The following is a 20,970-nucleotide window of genomic DNA, read 5'->3' as shown; positions in this document are numbered from 1 at the left end:
TTAGCCTGCTGTTCTCGGTGTCGTTGGCTGAACGGCTCTACCGGCCGGGGTGGCACGCAGAAGGAGATCGCTGTCGCGGCGAAGGTGGCCCCGGCGACTCTCTCGCGGTACCTCAGTGGTGAACGGACCTCCCCTATCGGCTTCGTAGCAGCCCTGGAGATTTCCTCGCCCGGCAGGAACGGCCGCTCGAGGCAGGCATGCGAGTCCAGTTGAACGAGCTGTGCGCGCTCGCCCACCAGGCCAGCGGCTCCCCCCGCTCTCCAGCTCGCCCACCTCAAGGAAGAGCTCACCCAAGTCCGGGCGCAGAAGCAGGCGGGGAAAGCAGAGCTCGCCGCGTCACTGCGCCACGTGCTGGGCAAGGCGCGCCACGCCGAGCAGGGGCATCTCGCCCTTGACGAGCGCGTCGCCGAGCAGGAAGAGAACCTTCAGTACGCCCAGACCTACACCCGCCAGCTCCAGGCCGAGCTCACCGCACTTCATGAGCAAGTCGTCCTCATCCAGCAAGAGGTCAAGGTCCTGCGCCGTCAGAACAAGCGCCTGCTCGAGGAGCACACCGGGCTCCCGTCCTCCGACTCTCGGGAAGAGACGACGGTTTCCGGGGCGTCAACGCAGGACACAGGACACGGTCTAAGGACCTCATCAGGTAAGCGCGACGGTGGTCGAACTCTCGAAGTCGTACCTGGCTTCGGTCGTCTCAGGACACCTTCGGCAGAAACCCGGCGTGTACCAGTCGCGGTGAACGTCGCCAATGTGACCGCACTCCGCGCACGGGGTGGTGCACGTATAGGCAGTACAACCGGCCACCACGTTCGAGTGAACGGGGCCAGCACAGACTTTGCAGGGGGTGCCCAGATCACAGATCACCCATCGGAACGTCCCTTCTGAAGGTCGCGTCAGTGCATTGGTTGCCACCATCGCAGTTTCGCCATTTGGATGGGACGTGAACCGCGGGGGGCCTGTGGAATGCCACCACGTGGGGCTTCATCCTTCCAGGCTCAGTGGGCGGTTGCGAGGCCTTCACCATTGGCCACCCCTCCTTCCTTCCAAGTTCCACCACGGGTCCGTGAGGTACTCAACGCTCAGCGATCAGGCCTCAACCCCCGCGAAGCGCACACCGCAGGAAACATGAACCGTCACCACCCGACGACAACCCGAAAACCTCTGTAACGGGGTGCGGTCGCTGTCAAGTCGCTTCGTTCAAGATGCAGTTACTGTCTAGTGTCGGGAGAAACGATCACATAGTTGACGGTGGAGGCGATGGCGGGTGGGCGGGGGTGGGGCGGGCGGCAGACGGCGTAAGCAGCCTTCCTGGCAGGCTCGTTTGGAGGTGTGGGTGCGCAGCGGGGGTCGGTGTGTGTTGTGCAATGCGTATCTGCTGGAGGGGGCGTTGTCGGCGCGGACGCTGAACCTGGGTGAGTTGGCGCATATCGTCGGGCAGGGTGTGGGTGCGCGGTCGCCGCGGGGTGAGTACCCGCTGGATCCGGGGCTGCGGGACGGGGCGGACAATCTGATGCTGCTCTGCGAGCGGCATCACGGTGAGGTTGATGCTCAGAGGGCCTTGGACGTTTTCACCGTGGAGCAGCTGCGTCGGTTGAAGCGGGAGCACGAGGATCGCATCCGGCATGTGACGGGGCTGGGGCCTGAGCGTGCCACGGCGGTGGTACGGATGCTGGGGTCGGTGCACGGGCGGGCCGTGGAGTTGTCGCGGGAGACGGCTGCGGAGGCGGTGACGGCGCAGCGCCGGTTTCCGCTGTTCCTGGAGTCGTATGACCGTCACGGTGTGGAGATCGATCTGCGTCAGCTTCCCGGGGAACGTCCGGTGGAGGACGTGGTGAGTGCCGCGGCGGGGAGCCGTGCGTACTACGGGCATGCCGTGAGGGTTATTGATGAGGTGCTTGAGCACCGGCTGCGGGCCGGGGTGGAGCGGGGTGCTGTGCAGCATGTGAGCGTGTTCGGGTTCGCGCGGCTGCCGCTGTTGGTGTACTTGGGGGCGCGGCTGGATGACACGGTGCCGACGGAGGTCTTTCAGCGGCACCGGGCTGAGGAGTCCTGGCGTTGGCCGGACGAGAGCGGCGTGAGTACGCGGTTCGAGGCGAGGGTTGATCAGGACGTGCCGGCCGGGGACGAGGCGGTGGTCGTCGTGAACGTGTCGGGGGCGATCGGCCGGGATGAGGTGCCTGGGGAGCTGTCCATGCTGCGGCGCTATGTGATCAGTCCCGTCGGTGTGGCGACGGGGCCGGACATCCTGTGCAGCCGTGCCTCCTTGGGGTGCTTCGAGGACACCCTGCGGGGGTTCTTGGCCTTGTTGGAGGCGGAGGCGAAGACGGTGCGGCGGCTGCATGTGCTGCCCGCCGTGCCGATGTCGGCGGCCGTGGCGCTGGGGCGTGCCCATCACTTCCAGGTGCACCCGCAGTGGGTGATCTACGAGCGGTTGGCCGGGAGCTATGTGCCCACCTTGGAGGTCGGCCGGTCGGCCGGCTGACGCTGGCGCCCGCCTGCGCGGCGCCTGGGCAGCGGCGGCTGTCGCGGGTTGTGAGCAGGGGTCAGTGGGGCGTCGGCGGTGGTGGGTCTGTGTGGGCGATGAAGTGGTGTGCGGGGCGGGTTCCGGTGTGGGGCTGGGCGCACAGGTGGGTTCCGGAGATCGGGTGGCGCATCTGGGTGCCCAGCAGGTTGACGAGGGTGGCGGTGGTGGCCATGAGGTCGGCTGCGGAGCCGTGGAAGGTGGGGACGGAGCAGCCGCGGGTGGGGCGTAGTTCGTCGCCGGGTGCCGGGTGGGTCCATAGACAGTGGTAGGGCTCCAGGTGGGGGGTGTTCAGGACGTGGTGGCCGCTGGTCTGGTCGATGGCGGTGGCGGTGGCGCGGGTGTCGGGGGCGACGAGGGTGAGGATCCCCAGGCTGGCGCTGAGGGTGTCGGTGGCCAGTTGGGCCAGGACGGCTTTGCGGTTGGGGCGTTGGGCGAGTACGTCCAGGAAGCGTCCGACGGTGATGCTGACGGTGGTGTCGATGATGAGGTCGGCGTGGTCGGCGGCCTGGAGCAGTGAGGGGTCGGGCGGCGGGGCGGCGATGTCGATGGTGAGGTCGTCTCTGATGCTGCGCAGGCGCTGGGCCAGGGTGGCCGCTTTGGTGGTGCCGATGTCGTCCTCGGTGTAGTTCTGGCGCACGAGGAGTCCGCCGGTGATACGGCCGGGGTCGCTGAGGGTGAGGTGGGAGGCTCCGGCGCGGGCGATCAGTTCGGCTGCCCATGCGCCGATGCCGCCACAGCCCCAGATGTGCACGCGCGCGCCGAGGAAGGAGTGGACCGGGCGTTCGGTGTCGCGGCGGGTGGTGACCTCGGGGCGTTCGTCGGACAGCGGCAACCAGGTGAGGGCGGCGTCGCGCAGCGCGGTGGGCAGGGCGTCCCGGCGGGGTGACAGGGTGCGGGGGTCGAGGCGGCGCAGTGCGTCGCTGAGTTCGGGTTCCAGGCGCCCGGCGAGGAGGAAGGCGGGCGCGGTCGGGGTGGCGGGATGGGGGACGGCGAGGAGGAAGTGCTGGGCGGTGTGGGCTGGGTTGCGGCGGGCGCTGGCGGCCAGGGCGGTGAGCAGGGTGTGGGAGGGGGCGTTCGGGGCCGGTGGTGCAGGGGCGGGGTTGTGGTCGATCGCAGCGAGGAGTTCGGTCAGGGTGGTGCCGGCGCCCAGGGGCAGTGGGTGGTTCAGGGGCAGGATCGGGGTCCGGCGGGGGTTGCCTGTGGTGGGCTGGCTGGTGGTCAGGTCGAGGCGATCGTCGGTGCGCGCGGTGAGCCAGCCAATGCCGGCGCGGCCGTGCAGGAGGCGCTCGCGCACGACGATGGTGGGGTTGCCTGGTGTGTGGTGCAGGACGCCGCCGACGGGGTGGTAGAGGGCGGTGTTGGGGTCGAAGTTGGCGGCGGCCGCGTCGGTGAGCCACTGCCACAGGCGGTCCAGGACGGGGGCGAGGCCTGCGGTGGGGTCCCATTCGCGGGCGGGGTCGAGGTAGAGGCACAGGCGGTTGCCCTGCAGGACGTGCGGGGTGCCGGCGAACCGCAGGTGGGTGGTCTGGATGCGGGGCGGGAGCAGCAGGGTGGGTGCGAGCACGAGGAGGAAGTCCTCGTGCTCGGCGAGGTGCAGGCCGCCGGGCGCGTGCGGCATGTCGCCGGTGCGGATGCGGAGGGGCACGGTGCACGAGCCGTCGGGTCCGGTGTGCGGGCGGCCGGTGAGCTGGATGTCCTCGGGGTGCTGGGCTGCGAGGGCGGTGAGCTCGGCGAGCAGCTCCTTCTGTTCTGCGTTGGCGTGAGAGGCCGCGAGCTTTCGCTTGGTCATCCGGCACGTCCGGTACGGGAGACCGTGGTGGCCGGGGTGAGCAGTGCGGGCGCGGCGAACCTGGCTGCGACCGGGGCGGTGCTGCGCTGCGGGGCGGGGAAGGCGTCGCCGAACAGGTCGCGCCACAGGCGGACGCTGCGGTCGGGGTCCGTCTCGTCGTAGGCCTCGCGGATCTGGCGGGCGTGGGTGTGGATGCGGGCCCGGAAGTAGCTGTAGGTCTCCTGGTCCCAGCGGTGGTCGAAGGTGACGCCCGAGCCGGACGGGTCGGAGATCGACGGCTTGAACGGGCGGGCCTGGAGCCAGGTGTCGAGGTCTTCGACGATGGTGAGCAGGGCGGTGGGCACATTGGCGTAGGAGTCGGGGCGGATCATGGCCTGGAACTGGCTGACGCGGTTGCCGAGCAGGGTGGTGAGGATGATCGAGCGGGTGCCGGTGAAGGAGTTCTTGTGGTCGCGCAGGAACTTCATCAGGCGGATGACCTTGCGCAGGTTGCCGTTGGCGATCTTGTCCTGCTGCTGCATCCAGGTCGTGAACCCGGTCGGGTTGGTCTGCTCCCACCGGTCGTCGTCCCGGTTGACGATGACCTCGCGACCGTCGGCAAGGTGCAGGTAGGGGACGATGTCGACGTGCATGGAGTTGGCGTAACTCAGCTGCACGCAGCGGCACTTGCGGGTGTAGGGCATGTCCCTGTAGATGCGGTGGTGGTGAAGGGCGGAGTAGACCTGGTCGATGTAGGTCTTGGGGCTGTCGGACCAGTCGGGCACCTCGGCGAGGTGGAGCATGAAGTCGGCGTCGAACTCCTTGTCGCCCTGGGGGTTGATGATGGTGCGCTGGGCCCAGGAGCCCTGGGGCTTCTTGCCAAGGACCAGGGGGCCGAGGTCGGGATCGTTCTTGAGGGCCTGGTAGATGGTCTCGACGCGGGTGGCAAGCAGGTCGAGTCGGCGCTGGCTGAGGTTGACGGTGTCCCGCAGGAACGTGCGGAAGCTGTCGACGTGCTGCATCGGGGGGCCTTTCGTGCTGTGTGGAGTGCGCGCCGGGGGGCGCGGGGGGTGTGCTGGGGTTTTTGGGGCAGGCCGGCTGGGCGTCGCGGGGTGCGCGCAGGGGTGTGCCGTGGGGGATGTGAGGTTGCGTGAAGAGGGGCCGGGACGGGCCGGTCGCGGGTGCGGCCGGCTGGAGCCGGGGCCCTGGTGCTGCGCGGTGTCTGGCCAGGTCGGCAGCGGGCCAGTGCTGTCCGGTCAGTGGTGCCGGGCCCTCGCGGGCGGGCACGTGTACGCGGTACAGCCCGGGTGGGTGGACGTGGTCCGGCTGTGTGCCGGGCAGAGTTCACCCGTCGCAGAGAGCTCCTTAGCGTTCTGCTGTAACAAGGAGAGCACACTGAGCGACATTCACACAAGGCCGATTCTCATGGACAGTTTCCCTGACATCGCGGCAGGCGCTGTCCGGGCGGCCGAGTTGGGCACCGTGAGGGGCAACTTGTGTGCAGGGAGATTTCGGAGAGCTGAGGGCGGACCGGGTCCCGTTCTCAGAAGGCCGGGCCGGAGATGATGCCGAGGTTCATCAGGCGGTAGGTCATCGCCGTCTCGCTGAGCTGGAACTGGCCGGCGAGCACCTTCACCAGGTCCTCCACCGTCGGGAAGGTCACCTGCTGGGCAGCCTGGCGGACCATCGGCTCGGGTGCCAGCAGCGCGGCGGCGAAGCGGTTGGCGTCGATCTCCTCGCGGTCGGTGGCCATACCCGACACCGTGTTGCGGTAGTTCACGCGCACGTCCGTGTCCAGGATCAGCGGGCGGCCCTCGTGCAGGCGCAGGTGGCCGAGTTCGTGGGCCACGGTGAAGCGGCGCCGCAGCGGCGAGTGGTCCTGGTTGACGCCGATGACGCAGTTGCCGTCCCGGCGCAGCAGCATGCCCGAGACGTCGCCGTCCAGGCATTGGGGCACCACCACCGCGCCAAGCCGTTCGGCCAGCGCGAAAGGGTCGACGGGCGGGGTCAGGATCTGCATCTCTTCCAGCAGAGTCCGTGCCGCGATGTCAGCCTTCACCATGACCACCCCTCAGTTCCGCCGCCCGGGCCCACACGGCACTGACCCCGGCCGCGTGCCGCGCGGAAAGGTCCGCGGTCTCGTCGGGCACGAGCAGCGGAATGAGCTCTGCGGGCTGCACGTTCAGCGCCGAAGCGATACGGGCCAGGCGGTAGAGCGGCGGCATCTGTGTTCCGCCCTCGATGTTCGTGATCGACGCCCGCGACAGACCTGCCTGCCGCCCCAGATGCTCCTGGGTCACACCCGCCCGCTGCCGGGCCTGCCGGATCAGGCGGCTCACGGCCGCATTGAATTCCTGCTCCTCCACACCGCCCCTCCCTTCATGGCCAGCCTCGCTGACAACCTACTTCCCCACCGCGAGCCGGACCAGGCATCAGCAACTCCCACGCCCTGTCCGATTGACGGCCTGGCGCGGCCACACCTCCCCTCTCCCCCGGCCGCCGCCGCGCGCTACATCTTCCGGGAAGCCGGGCTCAGCGCTCTACGAGCCCCGCCGAGCGTGACAGTTGGTCACCGGCACGGGACGCCTAGTCTTCTTCCAGTCCTCGGGTGAGGTACCAGTCGCTGTCGGCCAGGGCGAAGTACAGCGCGGTCTCCCAGGCGTTGGGGTTCGTCTTCGTCCAGCTCTCGGCCTCTTCGCGCAGCGTCTCGCGCAGCACTTCCGGTTCTATTCCGAGCAGTTGTCTGTGCTGGCGGTGCTGCCCGGCCAGGTGCCTGCCGGCTTTCAGCGCGTAGCGATCGCCCAGGTCGTACGCGGTGAAGTGGTACTTCACGCGGGCCGTCAGCACGTCGGGCCACTCCGAGCGTGCCCGGACGGCGAAGCAAGCGGTGACGGGGATCGTCGGCAGGATCTCGGCAACCAGCCAGCGTCCCTGGCCGAGCTGGTCGAAGTAGGGGTGCAGCGGCTGGGTGCCGGGCGAGCCGGAGGTGGCCGAGCCCTTGTCGTGGTTGCAGTGCATACAGGCCGGGACGAGGTTGACGGGCAGGATCGCGCACAGCGGGAAGTGGGACTTGGGCAGGTAGTGGTCGAGCGTGTCGACCTCCCCTATGCCGCACAGCGGGCACTCGCCGTGCGGCGCGAGCGCCTTGATGCGGTCGTAGAGCGCACGGCCTTCCCTACGGGTGACCATCCCCTGGTCGTAGATGCGCAGGAGGGCTTTTCTGTCAGGGTCCGGGATTCTGTCGGTGTGTCTGCGCAGGCCGGGCTCGGTCAGCAGTGCGTACAGGTCGCCGTTCTCGGCATGGCGCAGGTAGCTGGCCTCCGCGGTCTGCATGTCCGCCAGCCTGCCGCGCAGGCGCTTCTCTTCCGCGCCGTCCTTCATGCCGGTGCAGCAGGCGTCCAGGGCTTGCGTGACAGTCGTCTCGGGGCGTCGGGGCCAGTGCATCAGGCCCGCCGCTCACGGCTGCGCAGAACCGTCATGGCGCGCAGGACCGCCCGGGCTTCGGAGCCCAGCGAGGTGAACTGGGCGACGATCTCCTCGTAGGGCAGGTCCTGCTCGACGAGTTCGGTGAGCGTGGCGTGGTAGCCGGTAGCGGCCGCCTCCAGGCCGAAGATCTCGTGGGTGAGCTCGCCGAGGTTCTCGCCGTAGGTCTCTCGCTCGGGATGCTCGGCGGTCAGGACGTTGCCGAAGCGGCGCAGCTTGTACACGCAGGAGGCGGGGATCTCCTGCAGGACCACGGGCGAGTGAGTGGCCATGATGGCCATGCCGTTGCGGTCGGTGAACAGGTCCGTGAGCGTACGGATGAGGGCGCTGAGCAGAGGGGGGTGGAGGTGGGTCTCGGGCTCGTCAATGAGGACGAGGGTCTTCTCAGTCACGGTCTCGATCAACCGGGTCACGATCAGCAGGGCAATCCGGTGACCGGAGCTCAGCGACAAGAAAATGTCGATGAGGGTTTCAACGACATCCTCATGGTCGTCTGACCGCATCAGAGACTCGATGCGGTCGCGGTGTTCGTCAAGGAATCCGGAGGCGGAGTAGCTGAGGGTCTCGATCGCCTTCTGCCACCGTTGACCACGTGCCCCGATGCGGCAGATATAGAAGCTCTCGACAAACTCCATGGCCAGTTCGTGTTCTGTCTTCAGGCGGACCTGTGGTTCATGTTCGCCTGCGGCTACGTTGGCGGGTTCGTCCAGGATCTGCAGCCCGATATAGGTGAAAGGCCGGGCAGTCGGTCCGGACGGCTGCTGATCGTAGAGCTTGTCGAACGCACTGAAGGAAACGGCCACACAGTTGGTCAGATCGCCGGTGTCGGCCGAACGGCTCACCTCGATCTCCCCCGCAGTGACGCGGCGCGCCAGATCGCGCAGGAGATGAGACTTGCCGACACCGTTGCGGCCGATCAGGACGTGCAGGTTGGTCGACGGGCGGGAGCCGGGCACAGCCCGGAAATCCAGCGTGGGCGGCACCGATCCCGGGTCCGCGACGGGTGCCGTGTAGGACCACTCGTAGGGCAGGATGCGCTTGCGTCCGCCAGCGATCTGGCAGAGACGTTCCAGCTCAGTCCGGTCGATGCCCCGCGTCAGGGATTGGCGGAACACGGTCAGTGCCTCCACCTGCGGGATCAGGTCAGGCAGGAAGGCGACATCTCTCAGGCTTGTGAGCACGTCACGGCGCACTGGCTCGGGAAGCGTGTTGAGCACCTCGTAGTAGGTGTCCTGGTGGGCAAGGCTGAAGTAGCCCTCCGGCAGCGCCTCGAACTGGGAGGGCAACCGGCTGGCCGTGACGCGGAAGTCCGGATCGGTCTGCATGTCGACGTGCCCGATACGCACAAACCCCGCCTGGAGCAGGCGCCCGTCGTCCCTGCGGACGTACAGCTCGAACGTGGTCACATGGGTGTAGTCGTCCCAGCTGTCCTTAATCAGGAATGCGCCGTCCTGGTTCGGCGTAGGAGACTGCTTGTAGTCCAGGACGGTGAACAGCACGGTGACCTCATTCTCCAGCGCTCTCGGCGCACCGGCCGAAGAGATCTCTTTGCGCCGCAGCTTACTGATCATTTCAGAATGAGATACGAAGGCGGCGGAGGCATATGAGGCTGCAAGCCAGGTCGAGCAGCCCTTGGTGGAGATCGGCGCGGCGTTCGTAGCGGGTGCGGAGCCGTTTGAACTGGTGGAGCCAGGCGAAGGTGCACTCGACCACCCAGCGGACCTTGCCCAGCCCGGACCGTGGGCGACGCCCCGTCGGGCGATCATGGGTTTGATGCCGCGTTTCCACAGCAGGCGGCAGTACTTGTCGAAGTCGTAGCCCCGGTCGCCGTACAGACGCCGGGGTTTGCGGCGTGGCCGTCCCCGAGCTCCCCGGATCGGCGGGACCGCGTCGAGCAGGGGCAGGAGCTGGGTGATGTCGTGTCGGTTGCCGCCAGTGAGCGTGACGGCGATTGGGGTTCCGTGGGCGGTCGACGATCAGGTGGTGCTTGGATCCGGGGCGGGCACGGTCAACAGGTGAGGGTCCAACGTGGTCCCCCCTTTGAGGGCCCGGACGTGCGATCCGTCTACAGAGCAGTCATCCAGGTCCAGCAGCCCGGCGTGCCGAAGCTCAGCGAGCAGGGCGGCGTGCAGGCGTGGCCAGACCCCAGCCTCGGTCCAGTCCCGTAGCCGGCGCCAGGCCGGAACAGCCCACAGTCTCAGCCGGGACGTCCCGCCAGGCGACACCGGTCCGCAGCACGAACAGAACGCCGGCGAGTGCTGTTCGGTCGGGAACACGCAACCGCCCGGGATGCCGGTGGCGTCGTTCGGGAGCGGGTGGCAGCAACGGGGCCACCCGCTCCCACAAGTCCTCTGGAACAAGATCAGCTCGCACCCGAACACCTTGCCCACCAAGATCGTCAAGCACAAGACCAAGGCATCTGACCGTCCTTCGAGCGCGGAGTCTGGCGCCGTTCGCCAGATCGAGCGCTCAGCCTGAGGCGCCCTCCAGTGGAAGGTGGTCCCGGAAGTACTGCGAATCCAGCCACTCCTCCTTCACGAAGAGCGGCCGCGTCAGGCGCGCTGCCCCGACCTGCTGCGAGCGCAATACAACCCCGAGATCAGTCAGGGAAAGCGAGTCATCAGGCGTATAGAGCACCCAGTTCCCATGCTCCGCAGCGTGGTCCAGCAGGAACTGCTGCCCCCCGCTGCGGATCGCTCCCCGCCAGCGGGAAGCCGGACAGGAAGACCTGCGGACCTGTGACCGCATCCAGCGCAACGTAGGCGAGCTTGCCCGCGTCGTAGAACGTCTTCACCTCATCCGGGAAGTCTTCCTGCGCATACGGACCGCCAACCCGTTCCTGCGGTCCAGAGACCGAAAGTGCCTGGGCGACCCCGGCCGGAGACATCCCGAACCGCAACGGCCCCACACCGACTCCCGACCGCAACTCCCAGCACTCCCGCTCCGCATCTCCGCCCATACACCCACTCCTACGTCCGACCCGTCCGGATCGGCCTCCTTCGCTCAGGCCGCAGACACGCGGCCATGGGCCAAGGTGCCAACTCAGCCGCACAAGTGCCAACAGGAGTGCTGCTCTCAGCCAGAGTCATTCTGAAACGATCAGTTAATGCCGCGAGCACCGAACTTGCCGAACTCTAGATTCCTGTCGGGCGTCTGCCTACCTCTCCCCCTCCTGTGCCGGGGCCGTCTGCTCGTCTTCCGGGTGCGTTGCTTTGCCGCGGTGCCACTCGTCGAGGGGCACGCGATTGACTGTGCGGCCGCGCCATCAAGGACGGGGTCAGCGGTGTGCTGCCGCCAGGAGACCTCTGTTCGGTCCGGCGGGGCGCGGGCGCTCGACTCGATCGGGCCGATCCGAGAATGTGCCGCTGCCAGGCGGCTGGACGGGATCCTCGACCTGTTCGTTCAGCGTCAGGCCGTTGAGGTCGAGTTGGTCCCGGGCGCGGGTGACGGCGACGTAGGCGAGCCGGGCCTCGACGTCGTCGATGTCCGAGGCTGCGGGCGGCGTGCCGTCGGGGGCGGGTTTCCAGGGGCCGGAGTCGAATGACAGCTGGACTCGTTGCCATTCTCGCCCTTTTGCCTTGTGGGCGGTGGATACAGTCACCTCGGCCTGCGTTTCGGGGACGAGGTGAGTGACGGCGGCCAGGATGGCGTCGGTGCCATGGGTGTCGATGAGGTCGACAAGGGGTTGCAGGTCGCGCCCGGAGGGGTCGTAGGCGGCGTAGTCCTGGAGGTCGCCCCAGGTGGTGAAGAGCACGAGTTCGGGATGGTGGGCGGGCCGACTTTCCTTGAGGTCGCGGGCGGCGAGAGCGAGGGCGCGCAAGGATTCACCGCCGCCGGTCAGGGCAACACGGCGGCCTGCGGCCATATGGTCCATGACGTGGACCATGGCAGTGACGTTGGTGCGGCACAGCACCGCGTCCGGCCGCTCAATGGGGCCGATTTCGGTGGGGATGGTGTCGGTGCCGGTCAGGCGGAGCGGGGCGCCGGCGAGGTCGAGCCAGCGGTTGGCCTCCTCGGCCAGGCGGGGGCCGAAGCGGAACGACCGGGACAGGGTGAGGTGGTTGCCGTCGAAGCCGGTCATGACGTCTTTGGCGCCGCGCCAGTGGTAGATGGCCTGGGCGGAGTCGCCGACGAGGACGAGCTGGGCGTGGTCGCGCTGGGCGAGGAAGACCTGTTCGACGACGGGGTTGGTGTCCTGGGCTTCGTCCAGGAGGAGGAAGTCGGTGTCGATGCGCGGTCGGGTCAGGGCCCAGATCTTGAGGTAGTGGTCGTGGTCGAAGCGCACGGCGCCGTCGTCGAGGTGCTGCAGGTCCATCCAGGCTCGCTGGGCGAACGGCACGAGGTGGTCCGCGAGTTCGTGGTGCATGCCGCGGTCATCAAGGCCGCGCAGCCGGGGGACGTGGTGGCGGGTGATCTGGGTGTCGGCGGTATGGCAGAAGTGGGTGACGGTGCGCAGAGCGGCGTTGGCCAGGGCCCGTTGGCTGATCGCGCGGTCGCCGATGCGCAGGGGTTTGGTCAGGCCGAGGGCTTGGCCGGTCTGCCAGGCGGGACGGCGGGGTGCGCCCAGGCGGCGGGTGTAGCGGTGGCCGATCGCGGCGTAGGCGAGTGCGTGGGCGGTTTTGCAGGTCACGGTGGCCGGGAAGCGGGTGGCTGCGTCGGTGGCGATGGCCCGGTTGTAGGCGAGGTAACGGCCGCGGCGTTTGGTGCTGTGGGCGAGCAGGGCCAGGGTGCTGGTCTTGCCGGTGCCGGCACCGGCCTGCAGGGCCAGGTGCTGGCCGGCGGTGAACGCGTCTGCGGCGGCGGTCTGTTCATCGGTGGGGTTCACGAGGTCAATTCCTTGAGGCGGGGTGGTGACGACGGCAGAGGGACGAGGGTGCTCGACGCCGCCGTTCACGCCGGGATGGGGCCGCCGGGGTGCGGGAGGCGGGTATGGATGTGGACGCTGTGTCGCACTGAGTCGAAGGCCTGCCATCCGGTGTTCGTCAGATCCGGCCGGGCGGCGGCGTGTTCGGGGCAGCGCTGAGCGCGCCAGCGTCGCTGATCGCCGGGGGTCGCCCGGGTGAGGTCGTAGACGGCCATGAGACGGGCGGGCCGGGCCGCGGCGCCACGCGGGTGGTGCAGGGGCAGCAGCCTCCAGATGCCCGTGGGGGCGTGCGGGTCTTGTACGGGGCGAGGGCAGCGCTGGCCATCCGGCCCTGCGGTGGAGACGCACTGGATGCGTTCGAGGGAGTCGTCGGCGAGGTAGCGGCCCAGTAGGAGCTGCACCACCGGCCGGGAGACGGCCAGCAGTGGGCCGGTGCGCGGGGCGCGAGGCGGAGTGGCGGGTGGGGTGAGGGATGCGGCATCGGTGAGGCGACGGCTGCGCAGGGCGAGTTGGCGGCGCAGGTTGTGCACGGGGCGCGGAGTGTCGGACAGAGGGGTGCGGGCAGGGCACAGGGCGGTGTGCGGGATGCGGCACCAGGCCTGGCCGCCGGCGTGAGGGTGGGCGATTCCGCTGCTCAGGTGCCAGCGCCAGGAGTCGGGGACGTGGGTGGTGGGCAGTTCAGCCGGGTGCAGCGCGATGAGCCGCTGGTCGCCGCGCGGATGCCAGACGACCGGATTGGCGCACTGGCGGCAGCGGCCGGCCCTGGGCAGGCCACCGGGTCCGTGCAGGGTCATGCCCGGGCTGGGGTGCTGACGGGTGTTCCGCCTGTGCGTGCGGTGGTGAGGGCGCATGGCCGGGACAGTGTCAGGCAGCGGCGACTAGGGACCACGGGCTACCGGTGGGCGTCCCGCGTTCGGAGCAACGCGAAGGAACTTGCGAGCCTGTGGGGAACTGGAGTTCGTCTTGGTCTCGCCTTTTCGGGTGATGTCGGCCCGGCTGCTGCGGTGTCCGGGCGGGCGGCTCAGGCGGGCGGGGTGCCGGGCGGGGTGTGGCCGGAGCACATGGCGCCGAGCAGCCGGTTCAGGGAGACGTCGAAGGCGTGGGCGAGGGTGTGCCAGGTGGTGAGGGTGCCGATGGTGTGGCCCTGTTCCAGGTCGATGACGGTGCGGCGGGACAGGCCGGTGCGGCCGGCGAGTTCGTCGTAGGTCCATCCGCGCTCGGCCCGCAGGCGCGCGAGTTCCAGGCGCAGCGCCGCAAGGTCGGGGTCGGGCGGGAAGATCGTCACCCCACCATCCGATGGTGCAGAGGTCTGCCCTGTCAGTGCAGACCTCTGCACTATTTGCTAGTGAAGGGGTGACATTCGCCGATGCGGGACGGTTCCGCGGCGCAGAACGGAACGGAGACCACGGGCCCGATGAGGCGCCTGACCCATGACACGGCACGGCGCGTGTGGACGGTGGAGGTACGCCCCTACCGGCCCGGCCCGGCGTTGAGGTGTTCTCAGTGCACCTTGGCCTGTGAGGCGTTGCCGCCGGGAGCGGCCGCGCGCTCGGCCGCGCTCTTGCACCTGGCACGGCACGCTCGGCGGGACACCCTGCCGACGCACCTGCGGACCTGCCAGTGCAGGGAGCGGGGCTGCTGCTGGCACCGGCGCCACCGTGGCTGCCACGGCCCGGTCCGGCTCGCCCTCACCGGCGAGCACGGTGGCCGCCGGTGGCGTCTGGCCGACGTCTGCACCGCCTGCGCCGCAGCCACCTCACACACGGCTCTCGTCCCCGAGGGCACGCCCGGATCCCTCGCGCCGATGCCGGCGCGCCGGAGGGATCCACGGCCAGGACGCGACACGGCCGCGGAGCACGCCGACGCACAGGCACGCGTGCGCCAGACGCTCACCTATCTCGCCTCGGCCCTTCCCCGATCCTGCTCCCCCGGCGCCCGGCTGGTGGCCCTCCAGTGCGCTCTGCGCGCGGACCTGAACGGCGAGGTTCGCCTGCCGCTCGGGCTGCTGCGCGGCATGCGGCTGCACCAGCGCGCAGATCTGTGGGACGAGCTGGAGTACGCAGGCTGGCTTCGCCGCGGCGCCCGCAGCCGGGTTCAGGTGCGGGCCCATCTGCTCGACGCGGCCATGCAGGGCCAGCCTCGGCGCCCGCAGCGCGCCCGGTCCGCCCACTGGGCGCTACAGCCGCTTCCCCGGGCCACTCTCCGTTCGCTGCCCTGCGCGAGCCGGCTCGCCGCTCTCGCACTGGCCTCGCACACCCGCTCTGACGGCACCGGAGCAGCGGACGTGGAGCTCCTCACCCACTTGTGCGGGCAGACACCTCTACAGCTCAGCGATCTCCTCGATCGGCTGACCAGCTCGAGGCTGTTGTCCTCATGGCATCGTACGGGCTTGGAGGACGAGGTCCTGTGGGAGTTGCCTCACCTGTCTCGAATCAGCGGGCACCCGACGACTGGGTAACCCGGGACCCGCACCCTCAACGCAAGGCGGAAGGATCACTCTCGTTGCGCATGAGGGTTCGCTCCAGATGAACTGGCACTAGCCCACCCCCAACGGCGAAACGGAGCTGACCGCCACCCACGAGCACCCCCTTCTGTTTACCCGGGCAGGACCGGATCGCCGCCAGCAAACTCACCATTAACGCCACGCTTCTGACCGATGACCTCACCACCGTTCCGTCGAGGCGAGTCGACCCTTCTCGTAGCACGCCGGCATCTACAACCTCGCCTGCGCCTTTCTCTGGCTGCTTCTCACCTGCCGAGCAGCATGCGGCCAAGTACTCTTCAAAAGAGGGGTGTTGTCTGCTCGGGGGACGTGCAGCGCTGAGGGGGTTGGGATGGATCTGGAGGCTTTGGCAGCACTCGCTACGGCGGGTGGTGCGGCTCTGGTGTCGGCGGCCGGGACCGATTTGTGGGAGGCCGTTCGTTCTCGGATCGCCCGGTTGACCAGCCGGGGTGACGGCGAGGCCGAGCGGGTAACGCTGCAGCGGCTGGACCGCACGGCTGCCGAGCTAGAGTCCAACGACACCGACTCGGATGGAGTGGTGCGTTCCCGCGGCCGCCTGCAGAACGAGTGGACGGTGCGCCTGTCCGATGCCCTGGACGCCGCCGATGGTCCGGAGCGAAATGAGCTGGCCGACTACCTGCGAGAGCTGGCTGCTGCCGTCGCACAGCTTGGGCCCGCTGCGGCAGGTGGCACGGCGACAGCCGGTGACGGCGGTTTTGCAGCCGCTGGGGATGTGACCATCCGTGCCGAGCACGGGGGCTACGCCGCCGGCGTTCAGAACTTCGGGGACGCGCCCGCAAACCCTACCCAGCCCGGTCAGTCCGGGCCCTGATTCAAGACGCCTCCCCAGCGGATGTTCATCCGAGCATCGCCACCATTGCGGCGACGGCGCCGGGAGCTTTTGCCTCCGGGACCACTCATATCCATCACCTGCACCTGGGTGGCACCGCGCCCGCTCAGCCTCCAGCCGGCGTGTCCGCACCGCAGACAGTGGCGGTCGGCGACCTGGACCCCTTCGTTCTGGAGGTCCACCGCGCTATCTCCCCCTCGGCTTCCATGGCGCTTCCCGCTCTGCCTGTCTATGTGGAGCGCGCCCACGACCGGTATCTGGATGAGGCCGTCTCACGCGCGATGGCGGGAACAAGTGTGCTGGTCACGCTGGTGGGCGGGTCCTCGACCGGGAAGACGCGGGCCTGCTGGGAGGCTGTGCGGCGGCTGCCCAAGGGGTGGCGGGTGTGGCACCCCTACGATCCCACCCGGGCACATGCCGCCGCTGAGGCAATCTCTGCCGTCGGGCCGCGGACCGTGATCTGGCTCAACGAAGCCCAGCACTACTTCCTCTCACCTGAACCGGCCGTTGCTGAGCGCATCACGGCCGGGCTGCGTACGCTGCTGCGGGACCGGCGCCGCGGGCCGGTCCTGGTCGTGGCGACGATGTGGCCCCAGTACTGGGCCTCACTGACTATGCGGCCGGTGACGGGCGAAGACGCCTTCAGCCAGCAGCGGGAGCTGCTCACCAACACGGGCGAATACACCGTCGTGCCCACCGCGTTCACAGGGGCGGACCTGGAGGCCGTACGGGCCCGTTCTGCCGAGGATCCAAGGCTTGCGGATGCTCTGGCCAAGGCTGTGGACGGAGAGGTGACCCAGTACCTGGCCGGGGTCCCCGAGCTCGTCACCCGCTACCGCACAGCGCCTGCGGGTGCATCGGCGCTGATCCATGCCGCGATGGATTTCCGACGTCTTGGGCACGCACCTGTGCTCCCTCACGAACTGCTGGCCGAGGCCGCCGAGGGCTACCTCAGCACCAGTACGCGCAACGAGCTCGGGCCGGGATGGTTTCAGGACGCCCTCCAGTACTGTGCCGCACCCTGCAAAGGGGCCCCGGGCCCCCTGGCTGCGCTCCCCCCGCGCAGCCCTTCGGCGGGGCGTGCCTCACGGCTCTCCGACTACCTTGAACAACAAGGCCGGCGCACCCGCGGCGGAGTCTGCCCGCCTGCATCATTCTGGGAAGCCGCCGTTCGTCATCCGCCCGACCTGATGAGTGTGCGGGCTCTGGCATGGTCTGCCCAGAAGCGCGCGCGCTACCGGCATGCCGCCGGCCTTCACCTGATCGCCGCCGAGGCCGGCAATGTGTCATCACTTAGCGCCCTTGCCGTGCTACGCCACCAGACCGGTGACGTCGAGGGCGCACTGCGCTTTGCCCACGCAGCTGCTGCGGCGGGAAACCCGAGCCTCCTGACGCGCCTGGCACTCACACACGACGGCGACGCCGAGGCGGCTGAGCGCATAGCGCATGCGGCCGCCGAAGCTGGTGACACTCGCGCCCTCGCCCAGCTCGGTCAGCGGCGCGAAAGCGTCGGAGACCTTGAGAGCGCGCAACAGATCTACCGCGCCGCCGCCGAAAGGCGGGACAGCTACGCACTCGCTCGCCTGGCTGCATTGCGGATGCAGGCAGGCGACGCGGATGAAGCAGAGTCACTGGCCCTCACCGCAGTCGAGCAGGGGGCCTTGCAGCCCCTCATCGACCTCGCCCTGCAGTGCGGAATCGCTCATGACTTCACGCGGGCGGAACGCCTCGCACGCGCCGCGGCCGAGTTGGGGGCCTTGCGGCCCCTGATCGACCTCGCCCTGCGGTGCGGGGATGCCCACGACTTCACACGGGCAGAACAGCTCGCCCTTACCGCTGAGAAGAAGGGCGAACACGGTCTGCTGGCTGTCATGGCTCAGCGGAGGCAGGATGCCGGTGACGCCGAAGGCGCGAGACACTTCGCCCGTGCCGCCGCCAGCGGCGGGGACACCTCAGTGGCCATGGGGCTTGCCGAGCAACGAGACGTGATCCACGACAGGGCGGGCGCCGAGCGGTTCCACCAGATCGCCGCGGAAGCCGGCAACTTGAAAGCGTTCGTCCTGCTTGCCCATCAGCGTGCTGAGCAACGGCTCGCCGAAGGGGACACCGATGGTGCCGAGCAGCTCCTGCAGGCAGCAGCCGAAACCGGGGACGCCGCCGCGTTCTGCCGGCTGGCTGAGTTGAGGGACCACGTCGGCGATACGGAGGGTGCGGACAGATTCTTCATTGCCGCCGCCAAAGCCGGTGCAGCCCCCGACTTTTTGAACCGTGCTAACTATTTGGATAACTATGCGAGTAATCTCGCCCTCGCATCACGTTTTGCACGCTTTGCCGCGGAGGCCGGACACTCCGAGGCGCGCAGCTTACTGATCAGCCTGCTGCGAGAAATGGGCAGGGATGAGGAAGCCGCCCGGTGGACAGCCACCCCGCAGGAGGAGGCAACTGCGACCGGCGAGCTCCCTGTTCCTGACAGCGAGGAGCCTGCTTCCGCTGCGCGTGAATCCAAGGGCAGGCATGCACCCAACGAGCTCACCCGTCATCGGGAACCTGCGGATGAAGTTGCGATTGCGGAACAGAGCGAGGGCGCGGTCGAGGAAGGGCACACGGAAACACCCACCCGTCTGGGCTACCGCCTCCTCAACGCAGGGGACATCGCGGGGGCGGAGCGCCTCGCCCGTACAGCAGCCGACGCTGGAGAAGTGAGTCTGGCGCTCCACCTCGGTGACCAGCGCGAGTCTGCCCGGGACCGTGCCGGCGCCGAACGTCTGTACCGAGTCGCAGCTGACGCAGGATCTACCATCGCTCTGGGCAGACTGGCGGCGATACGAGAACGCACAGGCTTCCCCTCGCAGGCGGAGGAGTTGGCACGTTCGGCCGCAGACGCCGGCAACGTCGCCGCGATCACCTCACTCATCCAGGCCCGGGCAAGAGCCGGCGACTTCGAAGGTGCCGAGCGCTTCGCCCTGGAAGCCGGTGCCGCCGGGCACGGCGACGCGCTCGTGTTCCTGGTCCAGTACCGAGAACGCTCCGGCGACGCCGCAGGCGCCGAACGCCTCTGCCAGGCCGCCGTGGACGCCGGGCACATCGGCGCTCTGGACGACCTCGCGCGATTGCGACGGCAAGCCAGGCCTTCCGACCCCGCGGTGGACGAGATCCTGCGGTTCGGGCTCGAACCGGACGGCAGAATCTCACCCCCGTGGTGACATCACATTGCCAGGCGCCTCGGCTCCACCCGGGCCGCGGGAACGCGTCCGCAAGGAGTGGACCAGAACGGATGCCACTGGATCCGGACCGACAAGAGCAGCAGCCCGCGGCGCAGCGTGGTGGTGTGGCGGGGTCGAGGCTGGGCGAGCTCACGGTAGCTGGCTTGCTAAGCGCGCTGCGCTTGGACCAGGTCGTCAGGGAAGAGGAAGGAATCCATCCAGCGATTAGAGCATCTGTTCGGTTTTTTGTGCATCCTGGATCACGGAGAAGCCGCCGACCGAGAATGCACCGCGGGCGGGCGGGCGGCATGCATACCGGCCCGCACGAAAGAGCGGCGCCGACGGTCCTGAAAGTCAGGCTGAGTCGGGTAGCCCTTCAGCCCTCGGAGTCACGCAGTCCGGCAGCGCATGAGGGATGCCTTTGAAATGCTCCACCCTCCCGACGTCAGCTGGCAGCCTGAGCAGATGACCAAGCACACACGCCCACGGATCTACGGGGCCGACCACGCCGATCCCGACGCCTGCGCCACCCGCCCCGGCCACGAGTACGTACAGCTGGACGGCGGACCGCTCGACGGACAGCTCCTGGACGTCACCGGTCTCACGGCAGACCAGCGCACAGCCGGGGCGTACCTGATCACCCCTCACAGCACATACGGACCCGGCGGGCGCGCCTCATACGGTCCGACCTTCAGCCGACCCGCCGGCCCTTGGGTCTGGGAGGGCGACATCGACTGACCGCCACCGCCGGCTGGCGGGGGCCAGCGTCCTGTCCGGTGTCAGACCGCACTGGCGAAACGTGCCGTTCGAGACAGCGCCCCTACCCCGCCCACCGGACGCCCCACCGGCAAAGAGTGGTGGGGCTGCCTCAATCGGGGAGACCTACCACTGAGTGTCCGCACGTGCAGACATCGCATGCGGACGCTCTTCGGACAATGCGGGACGTCTACTTACCGGCGTCAGCGGCGGCTTCGTACGTGATCAGCTGGTTGCCACAGGTCTCGGCGAGCGTGGTGAGGGCTTCCGCTTCAGGCTGGTCGACGGTCAGGCCCCAGCGGAGCTTGGTAGCGACCCAGTCGGCTGCGTAGGTACAGCGGGCGTCGGCAAGCGGAGGGAGCCAGGTGGAGGGGTCCTGGTCGGCCTTCGACCTGTTCGTCTTCGCGGTGACGGCGACTAGGGAGCGTTCGGCATCCAGGTCGTTGGCGTAGGCCTCGCGGCGTGCCGGGGTCCACTGGGAGGCTCCGCTGTCCCAGGCTTCGGCGAGGGGCACCATGTGGTCGATGTCCAGGCCGCCCGGTGCGGTGAGGGTGAGGCCGTCGTAGTACGAGTACCACTCCCCCGCAGTCACCTTGCAGCCGGCTTCGACGGTAGGCGCGATCCTCGACTCGGCGATCAGGACCTCCATGCGACTGTTGCAGGAGTCCTTGTCCGCGTCGACCCAGTGCCTGAAGGACGAGCGCTGGTAGCCGGTGCGGGACTCCGCGGCCAGCGGCAGCGCCTGGACGCCCTCCGCGAGGGTCGTGACTTCGGCGGCGTGAGCCGGAGCTGCAGCGAGAAACGGCACGAGAGTGAGAGTGGCGGCGGCAAAGCCCCGCACAACGTTGTTGATCATGATGCTCTTGTACCGGCGATAGACACCGCCGAGCGGTCGGACGTGCTGGCCCGTCACTCCGGAGGCTGGTAAGTCATACCGCGACGGCATCGAGCTCGCAGGGGCCTGCTGCGATTCCGTGGCATGGCAGCCATCGACTGGAGTCCCCCGCAGGATCAGGCGC

15 protein-coding genes and 1 pseudogene are annotated in these 20,970 nt (G+C 68.7%); 4 read left to right on the top strand and 12 right to left on the bottom strand.

From position 1 onward, the window contains the following. Positions 1-336 precede the first annotated feature (336 nt). The gene (locus AMK10_RS36020) at positions 337-552 is read right to left on the bottom strand and encodes a hypothetical protein (protein ID WP_073753879.1); all 216 of its coding nucleotides are present in this window, start codon (positions 550-552) and stop codon (positions 337-339) included. 802 nt (positions 553-1,354) lie between these two features. Between AMK10_RS36020 and AMK10_RS36015 the strand changes: the two genes are divergently transcribed. Beyond that, complete coding sequence (locus tag AMK10_RS36015) at positions 1,355-2,482, top strand: SAVED domain-containing protein (protein ID WP_241839819.1); 1,128 nt, start codon at positions 1,355-1,357, stop codon at positions 2,480-2,482. Between the two features lie 61 nt (positions 2,483-2,543). On the opposite strand, the gene AMK10_RS36010 is transcribed toward AMK10_RS36015, so the two are convergent. The 10 genes and pseudogenes from AMK10_RS36010 to AMK10_RS35955 form a co-directional block, all read right to left on the bottom strand. Then, complete coding sequence (locus AMK10_RS36010) at positions 2,544-4,313, bottom strand: ThiF family adenylyltransferase (RefSeq protein ID WP_073753877.1); 1,770 nt, start codon at positions 4,311-4,313, stop codon at positions 2,544-2,546. Continuing rightward, positions 4,310-5,314 (bottom strand): SMODS domain-containing nucleotidyltransferase, encoded by a 1,005-nt coding sequence (locus AMK10_RS36005; protein ID WP_073753875.1) that lies wholly within the window; start codon positions 5,312-5,314, stop codon positions 4,310-4,312. The genes AMK10_RS36010 and AMK10_RS36005 overlap by 4 nt, the downstream gene beginning before the upstream one ends. A gap of 521 nt (positions 5,315-5,835) precedes the next feature. Continuing rightward, positions 5,836-6,354: an ImmA/IrrE family metallo-endopeptidase gene (locus AMK10_RS36000; RefSeq protein WP_073753918.1), complete on the bottom strand. Its 519-nt coding sequence runs from the start codon at positions 6,352-6,354 to the stop codon at positions 5,836-5,838. Next, complete coding sequence (locus AMK10_RS35995; RefSeq protein ID WP_073753873.1) at positions 6,341-6,658, bottom strand: helix-turn-helix domain-containing protein; 318 nt, start codon at positions 6,656-6,658, stop codon at positions 6,341-6,343. The genes AMK10_RS36000 and AMK10_RS35995 overlap by 14 nt, the downstream gene beginning before the upstream one ends. A 220-nt stretch (positions 6,659-6,878) precedes the next feature. Further along, entirely contained in the window at positions 6,879-7,736 is an 858-nt protein-coding gene (locus AMK10_RS35990) for a hypothetical protein (protein WP_143195015.1), read from the bottom strand. After that, positions 7,736-9,346: an AAA family ATPase gene (locus tag AMK10_RS35985; RefSeq protein ID WP_079181024.1), complete on the bottom strand. Its 1,611-nt coding sequence runs from the start codon at positions 9,344-9,346 to the stop codon at positions 7,736-7,738. The genes AMK10_RS35990 and AMK10_RS35985 overlap by 1 nt, the downstream gene beginning before the upstream one ends. Position 9,347: 1 nt before the next feature. Beyond that, positions 9,348-10,148, bottom strand: a pseudogene (locus AMK10_RS35980) (IS5 family transposase). Positions 10,149-11,052: 904 nt separating this feature from the next. Then, entirely contained in the window at positions 11,053-12,600 is a 1,548-nt protein-coding gene (locus AMK10_RS35965) for a UvrD-helicase domain-containing protein (protein WP_073753867.1), read from the bottom strand. 65 nt (positions 12,601-12,665) lie between these two features. Then, a complete protein-coding gene (locus tag AMK10_RS37570; protein WP_073753865.1) occupies positions 12,666-13,433 on the bottom strand; it encodes a DUF6083 domain-containing protein in 768 nt (255 codons plus the stop codon). Between the two features lie 227 nt (positions 13,434-13,660). After that, positions 13,661-13,924, bottom strand: coding sequence for a helix-turn-helix transcriptional regulator (locus AMK10_RS35955; RefSeq protein ID WP_073753863.1), 264 nt, complete (start codon positions 13,922-13,924; stop codon positions 13,661-13,663). 1,549 nt (positions 13,925-15,473) lie between these two features. On the opposite strand from AMK10_RS35955, the gene AMK10_RS35945 reads away from it, so the two are divergent. The 3 genes from AMK10_RS35945 to AMK10_RS35930 all read left to right on the top strand — a co-directional run bounded on the left by AMK10_RS35945 (position 15,474) and on the right by AMK10_RS35930 (position 19,933). Beyond that, a complete protein-coding gene (locus AMK10_RS35945; RefSeq protein ID WP_073753861.1) occupies positions 15,474-15,974 on the top strand; it encodes a hypothetical protein in 501 nt (166 codons plus the stop codon). Between the two features lie 140 nt (positions 15,975-16,114). Next, positions 16,115-19,195 (top strand): sel1 repeat family protein, encoded by a 3,081-nt coding sequence (locus tag AMK10_RS35940; RefSeq protein ID WP_143195014.1) that lies wholly within the window; start codon positions 16,115-16,117, stop codon positions 19,193-19,195. Between the two features lie 465 nt (positions 19,196-19,660). Further along, positions 19,661-19,933, top strand: a complete 273-nt coding sequence (locus AMK10_RS35930; protein WP_073753914.1) for a hypothetical protein — start codon at positions 19,661-19,663, stop codon at positions 19,931-19,933. A gap of 208 nt (positions 19,934-20,141) precedes the next feature. On the opposite strand, the gene AMK10_RS35925 is transcribed toward AMK10_RS35930, so the two are convergent. After that, the gene (locus tag AMK10_RS35925; protein ID WP_073753912.1) at positions 20,142-20,807 is read right to left on the bottom strand and encodes an HNH endonuclease family protein; all 666 of its coding nucleotides are present in this window, start codon (positions 20,805-20,807) and stop codon (positions 20,142-20,144) included. Positions 20,808-20,970: the final 163 nt, after the last annotated feature.

The sequence above is a fragment of the Streptomyces sp. CB02058 genome, from assembly GCF_001905505.1.
In the GTDB taxonomy this organism is placed as follows: Bacteria; Actinomycetota; Actinomycetes; order Streptomycetales; family Streptomycetaceae; genus Streptomyces.
This window is presented reverse-complemented; position numbering and strand designations above follow the sequence as displayed.